At 47.0% G+C, this 20020-nt stretch carries 17 protein-coding genes and 2 pseudogenes; 5 read left to right on the forward strand and 14 right to left on the reverse strand.

Annotation, left to right across the window (positions count from 1 at the left end):
• Positions 1-82 precede the first annotated feature (82 nt).
• From L693_RS0124375 to L693_RS0124400, 7 genes and pseudogenes are all read right to left on the reverse strand, one after another.
• Positions 83-1045 (reverse strand): sugar phosphate isomerase/epimerase family protein, encoded by a 963-nt coding sequence (locus tag L693_RS0124375; protein WP_025720746.1) that lies wholly within the window; start codon positions 1043-1045, stop codon positions 83-85.
• A pseudogene (locus L693_RS0124380) lies at positions 1042-1338 on the reverse strand (ABC transporter permease); the annotation flags it as partial. The pseudogene L693_RS0124380 and the gene L693_RS0124375, both read right to left, overlap by 4 nt.
• Positions 1339-1417: 79 nt before the next feature.
• Complete coding sequence (locus L693_RS28480) at positions 1418-1951, reverse strand: hypothetical protein (RefSeq protein WP_155983932.1); 534 nt, start codon at positions 1949-1951, stop codon at positions 1418-1420.
• On the reverse strand, positions 1869-2870 hold the full coding sequence (locus L693_RS28485) for a hypothetical protein (protein ID WP_049825270.1): 1002 nt from the start codon (positions 2868-2870) through the stop codon (positions 1869-1871). The genes L693_RS28480 and L693_RS28485 overlap by 83 nt, the downstream gene beginning before the upstream one ends.
• A 4-nt stretch (positions 2871-2874) precedes the next feature.
• Positions 2875-3237 carry a hypothetical protein gene (locus L693_RS28490; protein WP_197030052.1) on the reverse strand — a complete coding sequence of 121 codons (363 nt, stop codon included), beginning with the start codon at positions 3235-3237 and terminating at the stop codon, positions 2875-2877.
• A gap of 298 nt (positions 3238-3535) precedes the next feature.
• Positions 3536-6084, reverse strand: a pseudogene (locus L693_RS0124395) (beta-mannosidase).
• 213 nt (positions 6085-6297) lie between these two features.
• Positions 6298-7365, reverse strand: coding sequence for a LacI family DNA-binding transcriptional regulator (locus L693_RS0124400; protein WP_025720749.1), 1068 nt, complete (start codon positions 7363-7365; stop codon positions 6298-6300).
• Positions 7366-7647: 282 nt separating this feature from the next.
• Here L693_RS0124400 and L693_RS0124405 point away from each other — a divergent pair, with 282 nt between their 5' ends.
• A complete protein-coding gene (locus tag L693_RS0124405; protein ID WP_025720751.1) occupies positions 7648-9339 on the forward strand; it encodes an ABC transporter substrate-binding protein in 1692 nt (563 codons plus the stop codon).
• Positions 9340-9501: 162 nt separating this feature from the next.
• On the opposite strand, the gene L693_RS0124410 is transcribed toward L693_RS0124405, so the two are convergent.
• A complete protein-coding gene (locus tag L693_RS0124410; protein ID WP_025720753.1) occupies positions 9502-9885 on the reverse strand; it encodes a winged helix-turn-helix transcriptional regulator in 384 nt (127 codons plus the stop codon).
• Positions 9886-10058: 173 nt separating this feature from the next.
• Here L693_RS0124410 and ahlS point away from each other — a divergent pair, with 173 nt between their 5' ends.
• On the forward strand, positions 10059-10907 hold the full coding sequence (gene ahlS, locus L693_RS0124415; RefSeq protein WP_025720755.1) for an AhlS family quorum-quenching N-acyl homoserine lactonase: 849 nt from the start codon (positions 10059-10061) through the stop codon (positions 10905-10907).
• Between the two features lie 112 nt (positions 10908-11019).
• Here ahlS and L693_RS0124420 read toward each other — a convergent pair whose 3' ends face one another.
• Together L693_RS0124420 and L693_RS0124425 are read right to left on the reverse strand one after the other, a co-directional pair.
• Complete coding sequence (locus L693_RS0124420; protein ID WP_025720757.1) at positions 11020-11580, reverse strand: GNAT family N-acetyltransferase; 561 nt, start codon at positions 11578-11580, stop codon at positions 11020-11022.
• A gap of 58 nt (positions 11581-11638) precedes the next feature.
• Positions 11639-12004 (reverse strand): DUF2500 domain-containing protein, encoded by a 366-nt coding sequence (locus L693_RS0124425; protein ID WP_025720759.1) that lies wholly within the window; start codon positions 12002-12004, stop codon positions 11639-11641.
• A 371-nt stretch (positions 12005-12375) separates the two neighbouring features.
• Here L693_RS0124425 and nrdI point away from each other — a divergent pair, with 371 nt between their 5' ends.
• The 3 genes from nrdI to nrdF all read left to right on the forward strand — a co-directional run bounded on the left by nrdI (position 12376) and on the right by nrdF (position 15986).
• Complete coding sequence (nrdI, locus tag L693_RS0124435; protein ID WP_025720761.1) at positions 12376-12735, forward strand: class Ib ribonucleoside-diphosphate reductase assembly flavoprotein NrdI; 360 nt, start codon at positions 12376-12378, stop codon at positions 12733-12735.
• Positions 12722-14806, forward strand: a complete 2085-nt coding sequence (gene nrdE / locus L693_RS0124440; protein WP_025720763.1) for a class 1b ribonucleoside-diphosphate reductase subunit alpha — start codon at positions 12722-12724, stop codon at positions 14804-14806. Before nrdI ends, nrdE begins: the two co-directional genes overlap by 14 nt.
• A 214-nt stretch (positions 14807-15020) precedes the next feature.
• On the forward strand, positions 15021-15986 hold the full coding sequence (nrdF, locus tag L693_RS0124445) for a class 1b ribonucleoside-diphosphate reductase subunit beta (RefSeq protein WP_025720764.1): 966 nt from the start codon (positions 15021-15023) through the stop codon (positions 15984-15986).
• 28 nt (positions 15987-16014) lie between these two features.
• Here nrdF and L693_RS0124450 read toward each other — a convergent pair whose 3' ends face one another.
• The 4 genes from L693_RS0124450 to L693_RS0124465 all read right to left on the reverse strand — a co-directional run bounded on the left by L693_RS0124450 (position 16015) and on the right by L693_RS0124465 (position 19953).
• Positions 16015-16737 (reverse strand): hypothetical protein, encoded by a 723-nt coding sequence (locus L693_RS0124450; RefSeq protein ID WP_197030054.1) that lies wholly within the window; start codon positions 16735-16737, stop codon positions 16015-16017.
• Positions 16700-17125: a VOC family protein gene (locus L693_RS0124455; protein WP_025720766.1), complete on the reverse strand. Its 426-nt coding sequence runs from the start codon at positions 17123-17125 to the stop codon at positions 16700-16702. The genes L693_RS0124450 and L693_RS0124455 overlap by 38 nt, the downstream gene beginning before the upstream one ends.
• 99 nt (positions 17126-17224) lie before the next feature.
• On the reverse strand, positions 17225-17746 hold the full coding sequence (locus tag L693_RS0124460) for a GrpB family protein (protein WP_025720767.1): 522 nt from the start codon (positions 17744-17746) through the stop codon (positions 17225-17227).
• A 119-nt stretch (positions 17747-17865) separates the two neighbouring features.
• Positions 17866-19953, reverse strand: coding sequence for a class I SAM-dependent methyltransferase (locus L693_RS0124465; RefSeq protein ID WP_025720768.1), 2088 nt, complete (start codon positions 19951-19953; stop codon positions 17866-17868).
• Positions 19954-20020 lie beyond the last annotated feature (67 nt).

Raw genomic sequence — 20020 nt, forward strand, 5'->3', positions numbered from 1 at the left:
GCCTGGTTTCACCCAGGCATCGTTGATCGCTACAATTTTACTGTACATTCCTCTCAGCCCCTGTAATATGCATAATCGTTCATCAGCCCTGCGGCTCAAGCTTCGCTATCTTGTTTGTCAACAGTTCATGACTGCGTTCAATATCTTCAGGCTGGCAAGCTGCTTTCAGCTCATAGACCTTAATAGGGATCTGCCGGATGATATTCACAAAACGATCAAAGAACTCCAGATCACCGCTATGAATATAAGGACACCAGTGATCGGATAATCCGATCGTTTCATGAATGTGGACACCCAGAATATAGTCGATCATTTCATTGGCTTCCTTGGCGTTATCGTACAATCCCATTCGATCCATGATCATACCGTGTCCAATGTCATACCATAGATAGACAGGCGCACCCTTTAGGCCATCTATGATCGTTTTCGCCTCCTGTAAGGTAGGCATTTGATAGCAGCGTGAACGCGATTCAATACCAATGGCTACATCATCCCCCTTGGAGACAATACGGTCACACACCTCTTCCAAGCTGTCGCGAATACGCTGTGCATAATGCCCGCTCAGTGAGTTCCGACGTTCCAGCATTTGTGCCCACAGCGTCTGATAAGCTGCCGAATCTCTGCCCTGCTCATGATAAATCACTTCCAGCTCACCGCTGATATCGTAAGGGAACGGAACCTCTCCGGGGTGCACAACCACTGCCTTCGCCCCGTAACGATGCGCATATTCCGTAGATTGCACCAGCAGCTCTATCGCGCGTTTTCGCTTCGTCTCGTCATCAAACCCGAGCAGAACGGAATCCGTGCCGTAATCCGGGTCTGGTGTATGAGGAAACGTATTATGCACACTCGATATGCCGATTTCTCCCCGTTCAATCATAGGCTCAATCGTCGTCAGCATTTCCCGGGTAATGTTATAATTCAGCTCCACCCGGCTAAAGCCCAGCTCGCGGATTTCCTCAATAAGCTCTCGGCCGACGGTATGCTTTTTTATATTCCAACAGGTGGAAAAGGAGTATTCCCCTTTCGCCTTCATTGTCATCATCCTTTCACCGCTCCGACCATCACGCCGCTAACAAAATCCCTTTGCAGCCACGGATAAACCAACAAAATCGGTACCGTAGCGAAAATGACACTCGCCGCCTTCAACCCTTCAGGCGTAATCCTCGCGCCGCTGGCCCCTTCCAGCCTGGTCAACTCGGATACCATGTTATTTTGAATCATTTGATACAACTTGAGCTGTAACGGAAATAAATCAGGGTTTTGGATATACATCAGCGTATCCTGAAATCCATTCCAGCGTCCCACACCGTAAAACAGACTTAACGTCGCAATGAGGAAGCCGACTCAACCTCAGCTTTCCAGCGCTGTCCCTCTGACCCGTTAAAATAACGATCCAGCGCGCCCGATACATCCTTCATTTCGCGCATTTCCCGTTCCAGCAGCCCTGTAGCCACCGCACTATCGTTAAAATATCCCCATCCTTCAGCCTGTCCGTTTCCATCGCCCCGAATAGTCCTTCCAGCTGTATACGCCAATCATGGTTTGCCAGCCGAAACGAACGAATCGTCTCCGAAATCAACGGCAGATACGAATATAACGGAATTTCATTCGCCTGCGGAACCTGATCACTGGTCACAATATCGCGTACCCCGAGCGTTAACCGATATCGCAGAGCAGAAACAGCGGCCCGATAGGAATCCTGAATATGTTTCAGCTCGTGAGTTTGGCCGCCAATTCCAATTGTAAGCTGTACCCCCAGATGCCCATGCAGCCACTCACAGCCCGTTTGCGCCATCTCTTGCAGCTTCACTCCCAGCAGACCTTCCCCATCGCCTTCCTCTTTCCGCAGCAAAATGGAGATTCTTTCACGGCTCATCCATTCTGCCCAGCCCTGCCATCCATAGGTGGCTGCAAGCTCCTGTATTACACCAAGCAGCGACAGGCTCAAACGTTGATCCGCATCCCGGTGATCCTCTGAACGTCCGCTGCCCGCTGATTCCCCGTCCGGTGCCTGCTGATTCCCCGTCCGGTGCCTGCGGCAGGTCCAGATCGTGCAGTTCTACCACCATAACAGCATAGACCGGAATAGCCTCCCCCTTCTCGCCATCTGCAAAAGGAGAAAGATTATTCAGCCGAAATTCTACCGTTTCCGTGGCTGTACCTTCCATAAGATCAAGGAACAGCTGCCGCCGCCGAATGAGTATATTCGCATGCTCCTGCTGTTCATAATCCACCGTTTGCCGAATCAGGCTTTGCAGCGCATGATCAATCATCCACAGCTCATCCTTATTGTTTTCCTCACCCGGACGGTCGGGCAGCTGCTGGATACGCTGCATCATCAGCTGAATTGGTCTGTAATTTCTGCGGGTCACATAAATAATGTAGACCACCGCCAATATCACTACAGCCAATCCAATCGCAATCCAGACATAAGAGATCACAGATACCCATTCGAACAATTGCCCGGCACGAATGCCGCTATCAAAGCTCCATCCTAGCCGGGGGGAGAGCAGATGAGTCAGCTGCTGCCCGCCCTCTGCTTTTACAGCATCCTCGGTTCCGGATACAGCCGGATAAATCACATGTCCGCTGCCATCGTTAATCACCAGATAGGAAACAGCCGGATTCGTCATTTGACCGATCACTTGCTCCAAGGGATACACACCGATATTGATCACCAGCAGTCCTTGTCCCCCAAACGGCAAGGGGAGCCGCTTATACGTCGAAATCACACGTTCTGATGTATGCTTGCCCGGTTCCTTCCATTCCCGCACTGGCGACCACTGCCGATCCTCCGACCGGAGCGCCTGCTCAATGTACGGATAATCGACAAACGTCGAAGCATCCTGAAGGCCACTCGTGGTCAATACCTTATGATCCTTCGTTCGGTAAATATAATATAGAGTGCACCAGCTCGTGATTATCCTTCAGCGTACGCAGGCTGCCTACCAGATCATATAGCATCATGCTGCCGCTTTGAGCCTGTCCATTCAGGAAGGTGCTGTAGCTCTTGTTCGTCTCGGCCTCATTTAAAACATCCATCTCTACCTTCGTCAGTGAATTTTCCACACTGTCCATCACAAATCCAGTCGTGATCCGATTTGCTTTGCCGGTTTCATTGCGCGATATCTCGTTCACAATCAGGAAGGATAAGAAAATAAGAATCGACACTGTCAACATAAAAATCGGGAAATAGGAAAAAAGCAATCTCCTATACCAGCTCTTTCGCATCATGTCCCCCCTTGCCGTCTAATGCCTTCCGACCCTCTCTATAGAGCTTCATTCAACATAAGCATACTTATGATGTCAGTTTTAGCGCACTCTCGATTATACTTTGAACCTATTCTACCCAAATTTAGATGCTTAATAGATAGAATTCTTACAAATTATCCGTTAATAATTCATTTTCAAGCTTTTCATTGTTATATATATTAACATAATGAAAGCGCTATACATATCATGTAAAAATAAAAAGTAATACCAAAAAGACCTATCCATTCTCACTTAAAGACGGATAAGCCTTTACGGTTCCCTAACCTTGTATCCAGTCTATCAACGATTGCACCGTCAAAGTGCCTGGTGAAGCTGCCTCAAATGCTGAGGCGCCGCTGCTCAAGCCCATGAACTCCACGATCTTCGGAACACCGGGGGCCAGATCCAGATGGTTATCGCTGAAAATGCCCTCCCGTTCAGCCGACAGCCACACATGTCTGGCAAGCACATCCGAACAAAGCATAAAGCTGCTGCCCCTGCTGCCGTGTACCTCGGTTATTTTAATATTTGTCTGCGGTAAATCCATCGCTTTGGTATCTGCAAAATAAACTTCACAGGAGGTCACCTGTTCACCATGTTGTGTCAGACATGCGACCAGCATATGCTCTGCACGGTTTAGGCCGTTCAGCCATTGGGCGGTTGGCAGTATATGTACGATCCCTGCACCATTGGCTGGCTGCTCTACCTGAATGTCCTCTTCACGGATCACCTTACTGCTGCGAATATGCAAAAGCGTCAGCCGCAGCGTACCAGCAATCGGCTTCAGCGTATCGTTGACGATGTGCAGCTCCTTATTGCCCTGCTCTGTATCCGCCACGCTTAACAGCACATCGGCAAAGCTGCGCTTCGCCGTATATTGGAGCGCCTTCCAACGACCGAAATAGTCCATACTCGACCAGGATGCAACCGGCCAGCAGTCATTCATTTGCCAATATAATGTTCCCATGCAATAGGGCTTGTGACGGCGATGCGACTCTATGGCCATTTTCATCGATTCGGCCTGTAAAACCTGGCTCATGAGAAGAAAACATGTAAAATCCTTTGGTTCCCGCATATACCGTTCCATATATTCTTTAATCAGGCGATTGCCTGCCCCGTTCTTTTGATGCGCCAGCATTACCGCAGATTCCAGCGCCAAGTCCTTCTCCTCCGCATAAGCACGCACTGACTTATATTCAGGAAAGGACTGAAAACCATATTCACTCATAAAACGTCCCACATGTACATGGTAATGCTCAAATGGCTCAGATGCGTGCCATACCCCCCAGTAGTGAACATCCCCGGCCTTCGAGGACGGATGCGCATGCTGGTTTCGATCTCCGGTCAGGCCAATGAGCGGAGAGGAGGGCCAATAAGCTGTCTGCGGAGTCCAGGTGTGTACCGCCTCCGATAAAATCCGGTGAAAGAGTGTTTCATAATCACTCCACAGGCGATCCCGTTGCTCAGGCGTGTAATCCTTTTTCCAGCCCCAGCCTCCGTTCTCCTCATAATGCGCCCATGCCGAATCAATCTCATTATTGCCGCACCATAACGCAATACAGGGATGATTACGCAGTCGCTTGATGTTGTCCTCAGCTTCCTGTGCCACATTATCCAAAAAGGCCTTATCTCCCGGATACATGCTGCATGCAAACATAAAATCTTGCCATATCAATAAGCCGTATTCATCACAAAGCTCATAAAATACGTCTTCCTCATAAATACCACCCAAACCCGCAACATATTCATATGGGAGGCAGCCGCACTGGCAATTTCATGCCGATATCGTTTCTTCGTCACCTCAGTGGCAAAGCTGTCATTCGGAATATGGTTGGCTCCCTTTGCAAACACCGGGACTCCATTCAGCTCAAAATAAAAGCTCTCTCCCTCTGCATCCGGTTCGCGTACAAGCCGGATCGAACGCAGACCTGTTTTCACCTTTTTTTTCGCCATTACGGCTCCTTGCTCTAGCTCAACCAATTCGACTGCAAACGTATATAGATGGGGCTCTCCCAGCCCTCGGCACCACCAAAGCTTCGGGTTACCTATAGCTAGCTCCAGCTCAACTGTTCGCTTTCCCTTTAGCAGGTGAACAGGCTTCGACCACACCTTGCTGTCAGCGAGGATACGCAGCTCGGCCTCCGTTGCCTCTCCCGCATTGTCCACTTCTATTACCGCCGTGAGCCTGGCCTCTTCTGCACTCACCTCATCCTGTCGAATAAATAAGTCTCTCACGATCATACCGGACCAAGCCTCAACCCGCACCTCTCTCCAAATGCCGCTCGTCACCAGCCTCGGTCCCCAATCCCAACCATAATGATAGGGAGCCTTGCGCGCGAAAACGCTTACTTTTTTTGTCTGCCAAGCCATCAGCTTCGGATTGATCATTCGGTGCAGGGAGCGCATAACCTAACCGTTCCAGCTTGGGGATATCTTCAGCAATCGGAGAACGAAAAGTAATTTCCAGCTGATTTTCCCCTAGTTGAACAAAAGCCCTCACATCCTGTCTCCATTGCCGAAACATATTATGAGTCGACAAAACACAATGTCCGTTCACTTTTACAGTCGCATAAGTGTCCAGGCCTTCCAGCACTAATTCTATCCGTTGACATTGAAGCTGTTCTGCATGGATCTGAAAGCAAGCTTCATAGATCCAATCCTGCTTGTCAATCCACTGTACCTCGGCCTCGTTTATAGCGATAACGGATCAGGAATTAGCCCATGCCGTAGAAGATCGGTATGCACACAACCCGGCACTTGCGCACGAAACCACTCATCACTTTGCGTTTCCCTAAACCTCCAGCTATCCAACACTATCACATTGACCATGATCACAAAGCCTCCCTGTAAGGATGATTGGGAACATCTGGTTTTCTCTTTGAACATAACAAAAATAACATCAAGCTAACAAATTAGTCAAATTGTTTTTTTGCAAGACATTGGCACAACAACCAAAAAAGTCGCTCTCTGGCCTTAAACAGGCTAAAAAGCGACATCTATATCTCTCCACATCAATGGAGATAAGTTAATGTTATCCGAATACTAGCTATATCTGATTGAGCTGATTGGTCGCTCATGGTCATCATTCTCCCGATTGACTCGCGGTGCATGTCGCTCCCGAATAACCAGCTCTGCGTGCAGCAGCTTTTTTTCGACAGGCGAATCGGGGTTGGTTATGCGCCATAACAATTGATCTACCGCACGCATTCCCAGCAGCTCCTTATCCACTCTTACCGTCGCATAAATCGGCATCTGTTCATTCGTATCATCAAATCCAGTCACCCCGCAGCGCCTCGGGACGTCAATTCCCTTCCGTTTCAGCACATCCACCACTTGCGTAGCAGTCACATCATTGGCGCACACAAACACCTCTGGCAGCTCGTTCTCGGTCAGCTTGTCCAATTCCTCATTCAGTGCTTGCACTCCCCCCTGGAGAAAGGTTTTGTTCTGCTGTAATTGTACGCTGCTCATTTCCAGTGTGGAGCGAAAAGCTTCCCAGCGTTCATAGAAACTGTGAGCATCGGCAATATGACCAACAAATTGAAAACGTGTATAGCCTCTGCGCAGCAGGTCCTTCATTAATTCACTCATACATGTGCGGTTATCCGTAAACACCGTATCACTTAAAAATGCAGCATCCCAATGATCTACCATGACGACCGGAATACCCATCCGATAAATATTCAGCAGCATCGGCGTTGAAACCGACCCTACCGTAATAATCCCCTTGATCGCTTCCGGGTTCAGCAACGAAAACATATCTTCAGTCGAGGGCTCCGTTAACGTGACCATATCCATTCCCTTGCGCTTCAAACGCTCGGATATTCCCTCAAATACAGGCCCCCAGTATCTGGATTCCCTGTTTTGGTGTCTTATATTTGGAAATAACACCAGCACAGTTCCCGACCATTCCCCGGCATCCGTATCACGCGGCTCTACTCCGGTCACTTTTGGATGATTGCGAAAATAGCCCATCTGGGCAGCCAACTTGACCAGCACCGTCCTTGTCTCTTCACTTACACCAGGCTTGCCTGATAATGCACGCGAAACAGCGAATTTTGAAACGCCCGCCGCATCGGCAATTTCCTGCAACGTTACTTTTCCACGCATTTTCTCACCCAACCCTATTCGGAATCTAGTCTACTTCTGCCTTTTTTCAAATACACGGGTGTACCCCATAAACTGGTACCATCGTAGCATACATTGTTTTAGATCATCAAACGATATATTTGCGCGAATCCATATCATCCACCAAAATATGTTTGCTAATAAAAAAACAAACCACATAACGAATCATCATAAATCACTTGACGCAGAGTTATTTATTTCCTAAAATTTACTATTGAAAGCACTTACATTATGTGAATCATACTTAATAAGGGGGATTTGCAAATGTTCAAAAACAGGTCGGTACGCCAAAGCTCCATCCTGCTTCTGAGCTTGCTGCTGCTCGTGACAACGGGCTGCGCAAGCGGAACAAATAGTACAGCATCAAAAGAAAACCCAGATGACACCAGTCCCATTACCTTAACCTTTTTTGGCGGTGATTCCAGCTCCAACTGGAACAACATGAAAGACGCGGTCGGGCAGGAAATTATCAAAAAAACGGGTGTTACACTCAATGCCGAATATGCAGTCAATGGCCGAGGTGAGGAAAAATTTGCTTTGATGGCGGCCAGTGGAGAGTATCCAGACCTTGTCTATCCCAAAGGGGAGGTTGGAAAGATGGTCGATGCAGGAGCACTCATTGACTTAACCGACCTGATTGACAAATACGGTCCTAATATCAAGAAAGTGTACGGAGACTATTTTAACCGTATCAAATATAGCAATGAAGATCCTGCTATTTATACGATTCCAACCAATTTGGGCGTAGATCACATCGCATTTGATGCACAGGCCGGCTTTGAAATCCAGCATCAGGCACTTAAGAAGCTGGGATACCCCAAAATTCGTACCGTTCAGGATTTTGAAAAGGCACTCAAGGACTATGTCGCCAAATATCCCACCACCAACGGCCAGCCTACCATTCCCCTCTCACTTGATGCCGAAGACTGGAAACTTCAAATTACCGTGACGAATCCGGCCGTGACCGCTACAGGCGGACCGGACGATGGTGAGTATTATATTGATCCCAAAACACACAAAGCCATCCTTCACTATAAGCGCCCAGAGGAACGGGAATATTTCCGTTGGCTGAATCATATGTACAACGAAGGACTGCTGGATAAAGATACTTTTGTACAAAAAAGCGATCAGTACAAATCCAAGATCGCCGCAGGTCGGGTCATTGGACTCATTGATCAGGAATGGAACTACCAGGATGCCGAAAACGCCCTCAAGGCAGCAGGCAAGGATGAATTCACCTACGCCCATTTTCCGGTCACTTTAAATGAAAAATATGAGGATCATTCCCTCCAGCCGGTTGGATTTGACGCTGCGTACGGCATTGGAATTACAACTTCGTGCAAAAATCCGGTGCGTGCCATCAAGTTTCTGGATTTTCTCGCCTCTGACGAAGGACAAATTTTACGCAACTGGGGAATTGAAGGCCAGCATTACAATGTAGAGAACGGCAAACGAGTCATTCCGGCTGACGTACAGCAGCACAAAAACATTGATAATGCTTCCTTTACCAGAGAGTCGGGTATCGGTTTGTACTGGATATGGGGACCTCATTATGGAGACAGCGTCAAGGACCCCTCTGGCAATTACTACACAACCAACTATCCAGAGATGATTACCGAGAATTATAGTCAAGCTGAAAAAGAATCCCTTCAGGCATACAAGGCCCACACGTGGAAGGATCTGTTTCCAAATGAAAAGGATTTTCCGGCAAAAGAATGGGGTGCCGCCTACAATATGCCTGTTCCGACCGACACGAACTACAATGTCATTTATCAGAAGTCGCAGGATATTGTACGTAAACGGATTCCTGAGGCTGTACTTGCCAAGCCGGATCAGTTCGACACCGTCTATGACCACATGCTGCAGGAGCTGGATCAAGCGGGTGTGCCAAAGGCTGAAGAAGTCTACACCGGCCTGATCCAAAATCGGCTGAAGCTATGGTACGGGGAGAAATAACGATCAAATAAGCTGAACTTAAAAGTTACCTATCGTACTACTTCGTGCCACTACGCAGTCGGATGGGACTTCTCTTGTACAGCACCATCCGACTACTCCGTTTTAATGTAGAACGATACTCAAATGTAGAACGATACTCATTAGAGATTCTTTTGCAAATCTTCACTTACTGTATTTCAGATCATAATTGCCTCTCGCCTCCTCTACATGCGAATAATTCGTTCTGCCCCACTGTCTTAATTCTTTCATTGGTTGAAGTAAGGTTTCGCCTAAAGGGGTTAGCGAATATTCCACGGTAAGGGGTACTGTTGGTGTAATATGGCGTTGGACTAGCCCATCCCGCTCCAGCTTACGCACCGTTTGTGTCAGCATTTTTTTGGAAATGCCCTCGACTCTTCTGGAAATATCCCCGTATCTGATGTGCCCATTCTCCAATGCGTAAATGACGAGTGCCGTCCACTTGTTGGAAATAATCTCAAGAACTCTGCTATAGCCACAACCCGCCAGCGTGATGTCGGGTTGTTTATTTGTGGTTGAAGATGTCAAATCCTTTCCCCTCCTATGCACCTAAAAGTACCCTGGACACATTAAAGTGCCTCCTTATGTAAGTTTAGATTTTATATTAGGATATGTCTATACCTGCCGCTACGGCAGCGTAACCGTCAAGAGTGAAGCTAGAGATTCACTTGGAAATTACTCTTCATTGGGAGGAAACGAACATGTCAAATATTATTAAACCGCGGCCTAAGCTGTATGTGATGGATAACGGACGAATGAGCATGGACAAGAACTGGATAATCGCCATGCATAATCCGGCCACGATTAACAATCCTAATGCCTCAACAGAGTTCACTGAATTCCCCATCTATACAGTATTGATCGACCACCCTGAGGGAAAGATTTTGTTTGATACAGCATGTAATCCTAACTCGATGGGCAGCGAAGGGCGTTGGGCCGAATCAACGCAATTGGCATCCCCTTGGGTGGCCAGTGAGGAATGTTACCTGCATAACCGGCTGGAGCAATTGAATGTAAGACCTGAGGAAATTAGGTACGTCATTGCCTCCCATTTGCATTTGGATCACGCGGGATGTTTGGAAATGTTTACGAATTCTACCGTTATCGTACATGAGGATGAGTTGAACGGTGCGCTGCAGAACTATGCCCGTAATGTAAAGGAAGGAGCTTATGTCTGGGCGGACATTAATGCATGGATCAAAAATCACTTGCAGTGGAAAACAATCAAACGCCATCAGGATAACCTGGAACTGGCTGAAGGTATCAACATTCTCAACTTTGGCAGCGGGCATGCTTGGGGGATGATAGGCTTGCATATTGAACTGCCGGAGACAGGGGGGATCATCCTTGCTTCGGACGCTATCTATTCAGCGGAAAGCTACGGTCCACCCGTCAAGCCGCCAGGTATTATTTATGATCTGCTTGGTTACCGGGATACGGTGGAAAAAATTCGCACACTGGCTGCACGGACGAATTCTCAAGTATGGTTCGGACATGATATTAATCAATTCAAACAATTCCGCAAATCAACCGAGGGATATTACGAATAAAAAGTTTAATATATCAGGTATCCACCCCAAAAGCCCGCAATTTCGCGGGCTTCTATGATTCGCTCGTTTTGTCCGGATTAAACCAAGTAAAATAACTTATACGGTTTCACTTTCAGGATTCCTTCGCTTGCTCTACAGCCTCATATTCACTTCGCAAAATCCCCATCTGAATGATGTCATAATATTTTCCTTCCCTGAATAGCTTTTCCCGTAGCCGCCCTTCTTCCTTGAAGCCGCAAGCCAGATAGCAACGGTGTGCACGTTCATTGAACGCATAGACCTCCAGCTCCAGCCGATGCAGGTTCAGAGCATGAAATGCAAATTTCTGTATTAGCCGAATCGCTTCCCGTCCGTAGCCCTTGCCCAGATCACCGTCACATCCGATCACAATTCCAAGTGTGGCGTGCCGATTCACCCAGTTGATTTTAAATAAATCCAGTTGCCCGATATAGTCCAGTGTGTCTTTATGCGCAATGACAAAGCCTTTGATCTCGGAGCTGCCGTCAACCATCATCTGTACAAAGGATTCGCTATTGAACTGTGAATGCGGATAGATAAATACATCGCTTAAACCATGTGTAATTTCCGGGTCATTGACCCATTTTCGGATATCAGGTATATCCTCCAGACGGTACTCTCTCAATACAATTCGTTCCCCAATGATATGCGGCATCGTCATCTGCCCTCCGGTATGTATTTTTTCAGGTATTCCAGCTCTCTACCAACACATTTTATGCTTCCATGATTCTCACAAACTCCACAAAACGTGTACCTTTATAATGAAGCTCACCACGGTCCCCGATCACAATCATACCGAAGTCCCTATCCTTCACCTCCAGCTCCTTACGTTCACCCCCGTCAAATTCAAAGGTAATATAATAATTTGTTGAAGCCGAAAAATCGCCTGACCCTCCGCGTACCCTCGTGCGCTTATCCACAACCTTGCATGGACGTTGGACCAGCTCGGCAGCTTGGTTGGAAAGCCCTGCTCCTATCGTCTTGCCAATAACGATAATCATCAAAAGAGCAATAATACCAAACACGCTAAAAAAGATCGTATTAAATGATTCAGCCTGATCCATATAGCTACCTCCCATCTACTTCATCCTTTCTACAGTAAAATGTAAATTTTCCATTCTATTGCCCATTGACAAATGGTACATCTTCAACCTCAAAAACTCCAATACTTTTTTAACATACTTACGAAAAAAAAGTTCTTTCGCTCTTTTCCGCACCCCGCTTGGACTTATACCGGATCTGGGCCCTCCGCTCCCCTCTGGACCGATTGACAAAACTATATATAGATATAAAATAGAGAATGTACTCTAAATATAGTGTAAAAAACGTGTTTTTGCCCGATATCTTGAAGATACAGGTATGAAAATCATGTAAATATAGAGTCCAACATTTTAAAAAGCGGGTAATACCGTTTTCTTTTTTTCGTTAATTGTTAAGGAGGATGCCTACAATGCTGATTGCCTATGATTCTAAAACCGGCAATGTAAAAAGATTTATTGGAAAGCTCAAGCTTCCGGCAGTTCAGATCCAGGAGCAAATGACTATAGATGAACCTTACGTACTCATTACATATACAACGGGGTTTGGCCAGATACCTGAGAGGGTATCTTCCTTTTTGCAAAAAAACGCTAAAAACCTCGTTGGTGTAGCTGCAAGCGGCAACCGGAATTGGGGCGAGAGCTTTGCAAAAAGCGCAGATTTGATTGCCGATCATTACAATGTCCCCGTGATTAGTAAATTTGAATTATCTGGAACGTTCGGAGATGTAGAGCGTTTTAAACAGGAGGTGAGCCGAGTTGCGGCATATTGAATTGAACAACATGTTGATGAAACGCGATACAGACGGCTTTTTCCAATTGGAAAAGGATCAAGAGGCTGTAGCAGAATTTATGAAGGAAGTTCAGGAACGCAGCTTGAAGTTTGCTGATACAGCGGCTCAAGTGCTGTACATGATTGAGAATGATTATTACGAGAATTTCTATAATAGCTATACGGCGGATGAAATTAATGATATTTTCCATATCACGCACAGCTATCATTTTAAATTTCCTTCCTATATGGCAGCATCCAAGTTTTATACCGATTATGCACTGAAAAGTAATGACCGTAAGGTCTATCTGGAGCATTATCCTGACCGGGTTGCAGCAGTCGCTCTGCATTTGGGACGCGGTAATGCCGATACGGCGCGCGTGTTGGCCCGCTCGATGATGGAGCAACGTCTCCAGCCAGCGACACCCACCTTCCTGAACGCAGGCAAAAGCCGCCGCGGGGAATTGGTATCCTGCTTCCTGCTCGAAATGGACGACTCCCTGAACTCAATCAACTATGTACTGAACACTTGTATGCAATTGTCCAAAATCGGCGGCGGTGTCGCGGTTAACCTGTCGAAGCTGCGGGCACGCGGCGAAGCGATCAAAGGCGTAGAAGGCGCAGCAAAAGGTATTATGCCTGTACTGAAGCTAATGGAAGACGGCTTCTCCTACGCCGATCAAATGGGGCAACGTAAGGGCTCAGGCGCAGCATATTACAACATTTTCGGATGGGACGTACTGGAGTTCCTGGATAGTAAAAAAATCAATGCAGACGAAAGAGTGCGCCTTAAAACACTTTCGATCGGATTGTTGGTGCCGAACCGCTTTTACAAGCTGGCTCAGGATAATGAACCGCTGCACGTATTTGCTCCGTACAGTGTGTATAAAGCCTATGGAACGCATCTGGACGACATGGATCTGGATGAAATGTACGATACGCTGCTCGCCGATGACCGAGTGAAGAAAAAAGTAGCGATGAGCGCACGTGACATGCTGACGAAAATTGCCATGATTCAGCTGGAATCCGGCTATCCATATATTATGAACAAAAGTAACGCCAATCAGGCGCATGCTCTTAAAAACGTGGGTCAAGTCAAGATGTCGAACCTGTGCACGGAAATATTCCAATTGCAGGAAACTTCCGAGATTACCGATTATGGACAACAGGATACCATTCGCCGCGATGTGAGCTGTAATCTGGCTTCCCTGAACATTGTCAATGTGATGGAGCATGGCAAAATCCGCGAATCCGTTCATGAGGGCATGATTGCGCTCACCTCGGTCAGCGATATGACACATGTGGCTAATGCACCGGGTGTTGCCAAAGCAAACCGTGAAATGCATTCCGTTGGTCTGGGTGTTATGAATCTGCACGGCTACCTTGCCAAAAACAAAATTGCTTATGAAAGCAACGAAGCGAAGGATTTTGTCCGTACCTTCTTCATGACGATGAACTATCATTCCATAGAGAAAAGTATGGAAATTGCGAAAGCGGCTGGACAAAGCTTTTACGGGTTCGAGGAATCGGATTATGCGACCGGCGTGTATTTTGACCGTTATCTGAATACGGATTACCGTCCGACAACCGCACGTGTGCAAGAGCTGTTCAACGGTATTTATGTTCCGTCTCCAGCCGATTGGAACAAGCTGAAAGCGGACGTGATGAAAAATGGTCTGTACCATGCCTACCGTATGGCGATTGCGCCAACTGCCAGCATTTCATATATTCAAAATGCGACATCCAGCGTCATGCCGATTGTTGAGCAGATTGAGACACGCACTTATGCAAATTCGACAACCTACTATCCAATGCCTTATTTGCAGAGAGATAATGTGTTCTTCTATAAATCCGCTTATCAAATGGATCAGTTCAAAGTGCTTGACCTGATTGCGGAAATTCAACCTCACGTGGATCAGGGAATCTCGACAGTGCTTCATGTGAACAGTGATGTGACTACACGTCAGTTAGCCCGTTGCTACCTGTACGCTGCACATAAAGGACTTAAATCGTTGTACTACACACGTACCAAAAAGCTGTCTGTGGAAGAGTGTCTCACCTGCTCGATCTAAAGCATTATGGATAGCATGATGATTAGAAATTTGATGATATAAAAATGCTTTTCATTAGAAGCTGTATCCAGAGTGACGTTCGGCCCATTACGGGTATGATTGGGTCACAGCCTTGCGGATACAGCTTCCGTATGTCAAGCATCCGATGATTCGCCTGCATCACTTTTATTGAGATCCTGGGGAATCTCGCAAGCTGAAGGGAGAATGCTAAACAATGACAGGTATACAAGCTGTAAACTGGAATCGCTCGGACGATGATTTCACACTGATGTTCTGGAACCAGAACATTATGCAATTTTGGACAGATGATGAAATTCCACTGTCTGATGATAAAATGTCCTGGGTAACCCTCAGTGATATCGAAAAAGAAGCCTACATGAAGGTGCTGGGCGGCTTGACCCTGCTGGACACCATTCAAGGCGGTGTGGGGATGCCGCAAATTATGGAGCATGTGGACGGGCTGCAACGTAAAGCCGTACTCAGCTTTATGGCGATGATGGAGCAGATTCATGCCAAGTCTTACAGCAGTATTTTTACAACACTGGCTTCCACGGAAGAAATTGACGGTGTATTCCGCTGGGTGGAAGAGAATCCGCATCTCCAAACCAAAGCGGAAACCATTCGTCAGTATTATATGAATATCCATACACCGAAAGACCTGTATCTCGCAATGGCCGCCTCGGTGCTGTTGGAAAGCTATTTATTTTACAGCGGCTTCTTCTACCCTCTCTATCTGGCAGGTCAGGGCAAGCTGACATGCAGCGGAGAAATTATCGACCTGATCTTGCGAGATGAAAGTATTCACGGTGTATATGTAGGTGTGCTGGCACAGGAGATTTATGCGGAGCTGGGCGAGGAAGAGCAACGCGATCTCTACCAGACGCTGGTAGGCTTGCTGCGCTACTTGCACAATAACGAAGAACAGTACACCGAGCAGATTTATGCCCCTATTGGACTCGTAGACGACGTTAAAGTCTTCTTGCGCTACAATGCCAACAAGGCCATGATGAACTTGGGCTTTGATCCGTTGTTTGAAGACGAAGAGGTTAACCCGATCGTATTCAACGGCATCAGCACCCACACGAAGCAGCATGACTTCTTCTCTAAAAAAGGAAATGGCTACGTGCGGGCGATGAATGTAGAGCCGCTGACTGATGATGATTTTAATTTTGGAGTGTAGGTAATAGGTATATGTGAAAATAGTTTGTTTAGGTGATGCTGAGGAGGTCCATTCCGCGAGTGGATGGTTCTTCCGATCGCTGTTGCCAGGGGATTCTTTTTAAATTAGTTATAAGGTTAGAATCCCCCGGCAAAGGCGACTTTTTTATCGTGTTCTGAGAAATTTCCGCCGCCTTCCAAAATGACGAGAGTTCCAAGGGTACAAGATCGAACTTCTGACTACTCATTTTACCATTAGGTCTGTGATATAAGATTGTAACCGTATCCTGATGCGGTTGGACCTCAATTTCTGCTGCTGGAAAAAAGCCTGTTAATCTCTCTGATGTAAAGCTTGGATGATCTGCATCTACTAATACTGGAATCAACCATTGGTCTCCCAAGTCGCATAAATAACGTCTGCCATCTTCATTTTTAGGGACAACAGCGACGTGTGCCTCTGTTGTCCCTAAATCATGGCCGATAGGATAAGCTTCAATTCCTTCTTTTTTAAACTCGTGCAGCAGCCAGATCGCTAAGTCAAAACAATTACCTGTAATCCCATACCGCTCATGGTGCTCCTTCATTGGGATTTGCAGCACATTACGGTCATGCTGACGCTGTGCAAGTCCTTTTGGATCATGTCTTCGCCAACATGGAGCAACCTCTTGAACGAGGGCATTCATGCAAAAAACGGCCAGATCGCCTAAATAGCGAAATCTGACCGTTTTCCATTGTTTATGATCGAGCCTCTGTGAAAATTTGAAAGGTGACACCAAACTTATCTGTGACATTCCCATAGGCAGGACTAAAATGGGTTTCTTGCAAGGGCATACCCACCTGTCCTCCTTGCTGTAAAGCATCAAACATTGTTTGGGCTTGCTCCACACTGTCGGTTGTAATACAGATGCTCACCTGGTTCCCGCTGCTGAACGGCGATCCGGGAAAGGTATCGGAAAACATAAGCTCGGTCTCACCAACTTTAAGAGTAGCATGTCCAACACGTTCCTTGATCTCAGCGGGAATCGGAAAATCAGGATTTTCCGGCATTTCACCAAAGGTTTGAATAAAAAGCAGTTGAGCATCCAATGCCTTTTCATAAAATTCGATTGCTTCTTTGGCATTTCCATTCATCGTGATGTAAGGAATCAAACGTTTTGACATCTTCAACACAGCTCCTTTATATTAAGTTCACCCAGCTACTTCTCCTGTATTATATGCAAAACTTGTCAAGAAAAACAGATCTGTTTTTTCTTCTTCTTTCTAGACAGGCTTTTCATGCCGTGCCTGCTCAATAATCTGCCGAATGAACGGCCCTTTGGCTTCGGTATATGCTGCACGATCATATGTGAATTGCTGCGCCAGGTCTTTTTTCAGGTCAGTGTACGCCCGCAAGCTCTCCGGATGTGACTGTAAATAATCACGGAACAGCAGATGATTCTGCCAATGCTCTCCTTTATACTTATAAATATGTAAATGATGAGTGCCTGCTCCCCATTCTCCACGGCGAAAGAAAGCCCGCTCTGGAAAATCAGGTTTAGGTACATATTCATATCCATTACCAAGCAAGCGCTCACGATGATCAGATTGAATATTGGCCAAATCCTCCACCCCAGCCATGATATCAATAATAGGCTTGGCTCCCAGACCAGGAACGGACGTACTGCCGATATGCTCTATGCCGATGCATAGTTCTCCGAGAGCCTCTATAATTTTCGTTCGCTCCCGTGCATACTCCTTCGCCCACTGCGGATCATATTCGGATATCTCTACATGCGAGGACATACATGAACACACCTTCCGTTATTTTCTAAAAATGCCTTCTAATCGCGCATGACGCAAATCAGAAGGCATCCTCTTGTTCAACAAATATCTAGCAACTCCAACTATTAATAATTCCAGCCCTATTCCGGCTTCTCAATCACAATCAGACAGGTACTGTCTGGCAAAGGAACCGGCTGTCCCTGCTCGTCTGTCAGCTCAACACGCTTGGACAACGCCTTGGTATAACCCTCCTGTAAATAGTGGCGGTTCACCCGAATAATCGCCTGTGGGCCAAGTGTGTTACGAATACACTCCTCATACTGTGAAGGGGTAAAATAACCAAACTGCTCCTGCACTTCATGCACATAGGCTTCTGCCCCCCAGGTATAGGTATACAGAAACTCCATCGCATCGTTCACAGGCAAAACAGTCTCAGACTCACTCACACGCTCTATTTCAAGTTGGCGGCCTGCAAAATCTTCGGCATAACGCATCAGCCATTCCATCCCGTCCGGCTCCAGGAACCGGATACGTCTGCGCTGTTCTATCGGTTCGGTCATAATGCCGTCACGAATAATGATGCGTCCGCCGGGTGCCAGCACACGATAGGCGCTCTCCAGAGCAGCCTCCACTGTTTGCGGATTGAACCGGGTTCCATCTCGTTCGATGTAAGAATACAGCTCATGGAGAATGGAAGAAAAAATGACCGTGTCCATGCTCCCCGTCTCCACAAATTCCTCCAATCGGAGCGCATCCCCTTTGATCACATCCCAACGGTGACCCTCCAATTGCTTTTTCCGTTTAAGTGCTTCAATAACATTCACAGAGATATCAAGCCCTAGCGGCTTTGCATCCGGCCTTTCTTGCTCAATCAGATCCAGCAGCACGCCCCCGCCAGGTCCAATATCCAGAATGCGGGTTCCGGTCACGTAGTCCAGAATGACCCTTTTGTAATCTACAGTCTGGTTCATATCCGTAAGATACGTTTCCTCATTGTGAAAACGATCATAAGCATCACGCCGTAAGCCGAACAGATCGAACAGCAGCAATACGGCCTTATCATACAGCGGCGTTTTTTCTGCCTCAATACAAAAGTCAATCAGCTTCTCAGCCGCAGATGAAAATGCAAAATTAAAAAATACGGTGCTCGGCAGCTCCTCCTTATGCTCCACGATCACATTCAAATGAGGGTTATGTTTCCGCTTTCCTTTTAAAAGATCCTGCCAGGACAGCGCACTCAGATATTTTTCAATCATTCGTTTTTTGTATACGTTAATTTTCTTGACACCACGATAATCATAATACATCGTGTTCATGAGAGATTCAAAGCTGATATGACGTACCGTAGCTGGCTGCTCCTGTCCCGTACCCTCTCTCAGCGCGAGTAAAAACACCTTTACCAGCTCTTCAAGCGAAAAATCCTTCAAAGCTGACTCTACATACCAAAGCGTGCGATTCTCCAGCGGAGCAAGCGCCTTTTCCACATTTAGCTCACGCTTTAACTCCGCATAAGCCTGTTCAAACGGCTCCCCTTCATGAATAGAAACGGACCGCAATCTCTGCAGCCGTTCTTTTACGCCCCAAACTACAGGCACGTTATCCCATGCGATCCAGCCGATCAACTGCTCCACTTCACTACGTACCTGCTCCCATAGAGCTGGATCTACCCCGGCGATGATACATTCGTTCAGAGCACGTAAAACAAGCTCCAGCTCCTCGGCGCTTAGCCAGCCCTTGCGAGTAATTTCCAGCAACGGCCGATTTTCCGAAAAAGGAATTTCGCCCCGTATATACTGTCCGATAAGTCCATGCGTCTCAATCAAAATCCGGGTCATGCTGTTGCGCGGATACGCAGGGGACTCCGCTTGAGCCTGTCTGACATATAGCTGGGAAGAGCCGATATTATGTACAAATAAATTAATGCCCTCCTGCTGCCAGCGCAGGCGTTCGCGGCCTGTACCCCCTTTGGCCGTCTCAGACCATACCAGCACATCCTCCAGTAGCTCTTTAATCCAGAAAGACAATGGAAGCCCGTCCAAAATGAGCAGCGTACGCTCCACATAATCCAGAACAGGATTGGCATCCTTAAGCTCTCCAATGGAGCGGATACGTTCCAGATTGACAATACGCTCCTCAGCCGAAACGAGCAGCTTCAGCCAAGTCGGCATATCCCAGGCCAGATCATTTTCTTTCCGATAGTTAGCAATGGCTTTTAATGATTGCAGCATTTTTCTCACCTCGTGTGATTCGGATTCGGTATGCACATGAGACTTTGGAAAAAACTCTTGGATAAAT

It is taken from the genome of Paenibacillus sp. 1-18, from assembly GCF_000520755.1.
Classification (GTDB): Bacteria; Bacillota; Bacilli; order Paenibacillales; family Paenibacillaceae; genus Paenibacillus; species Paenibacillus brasilensis.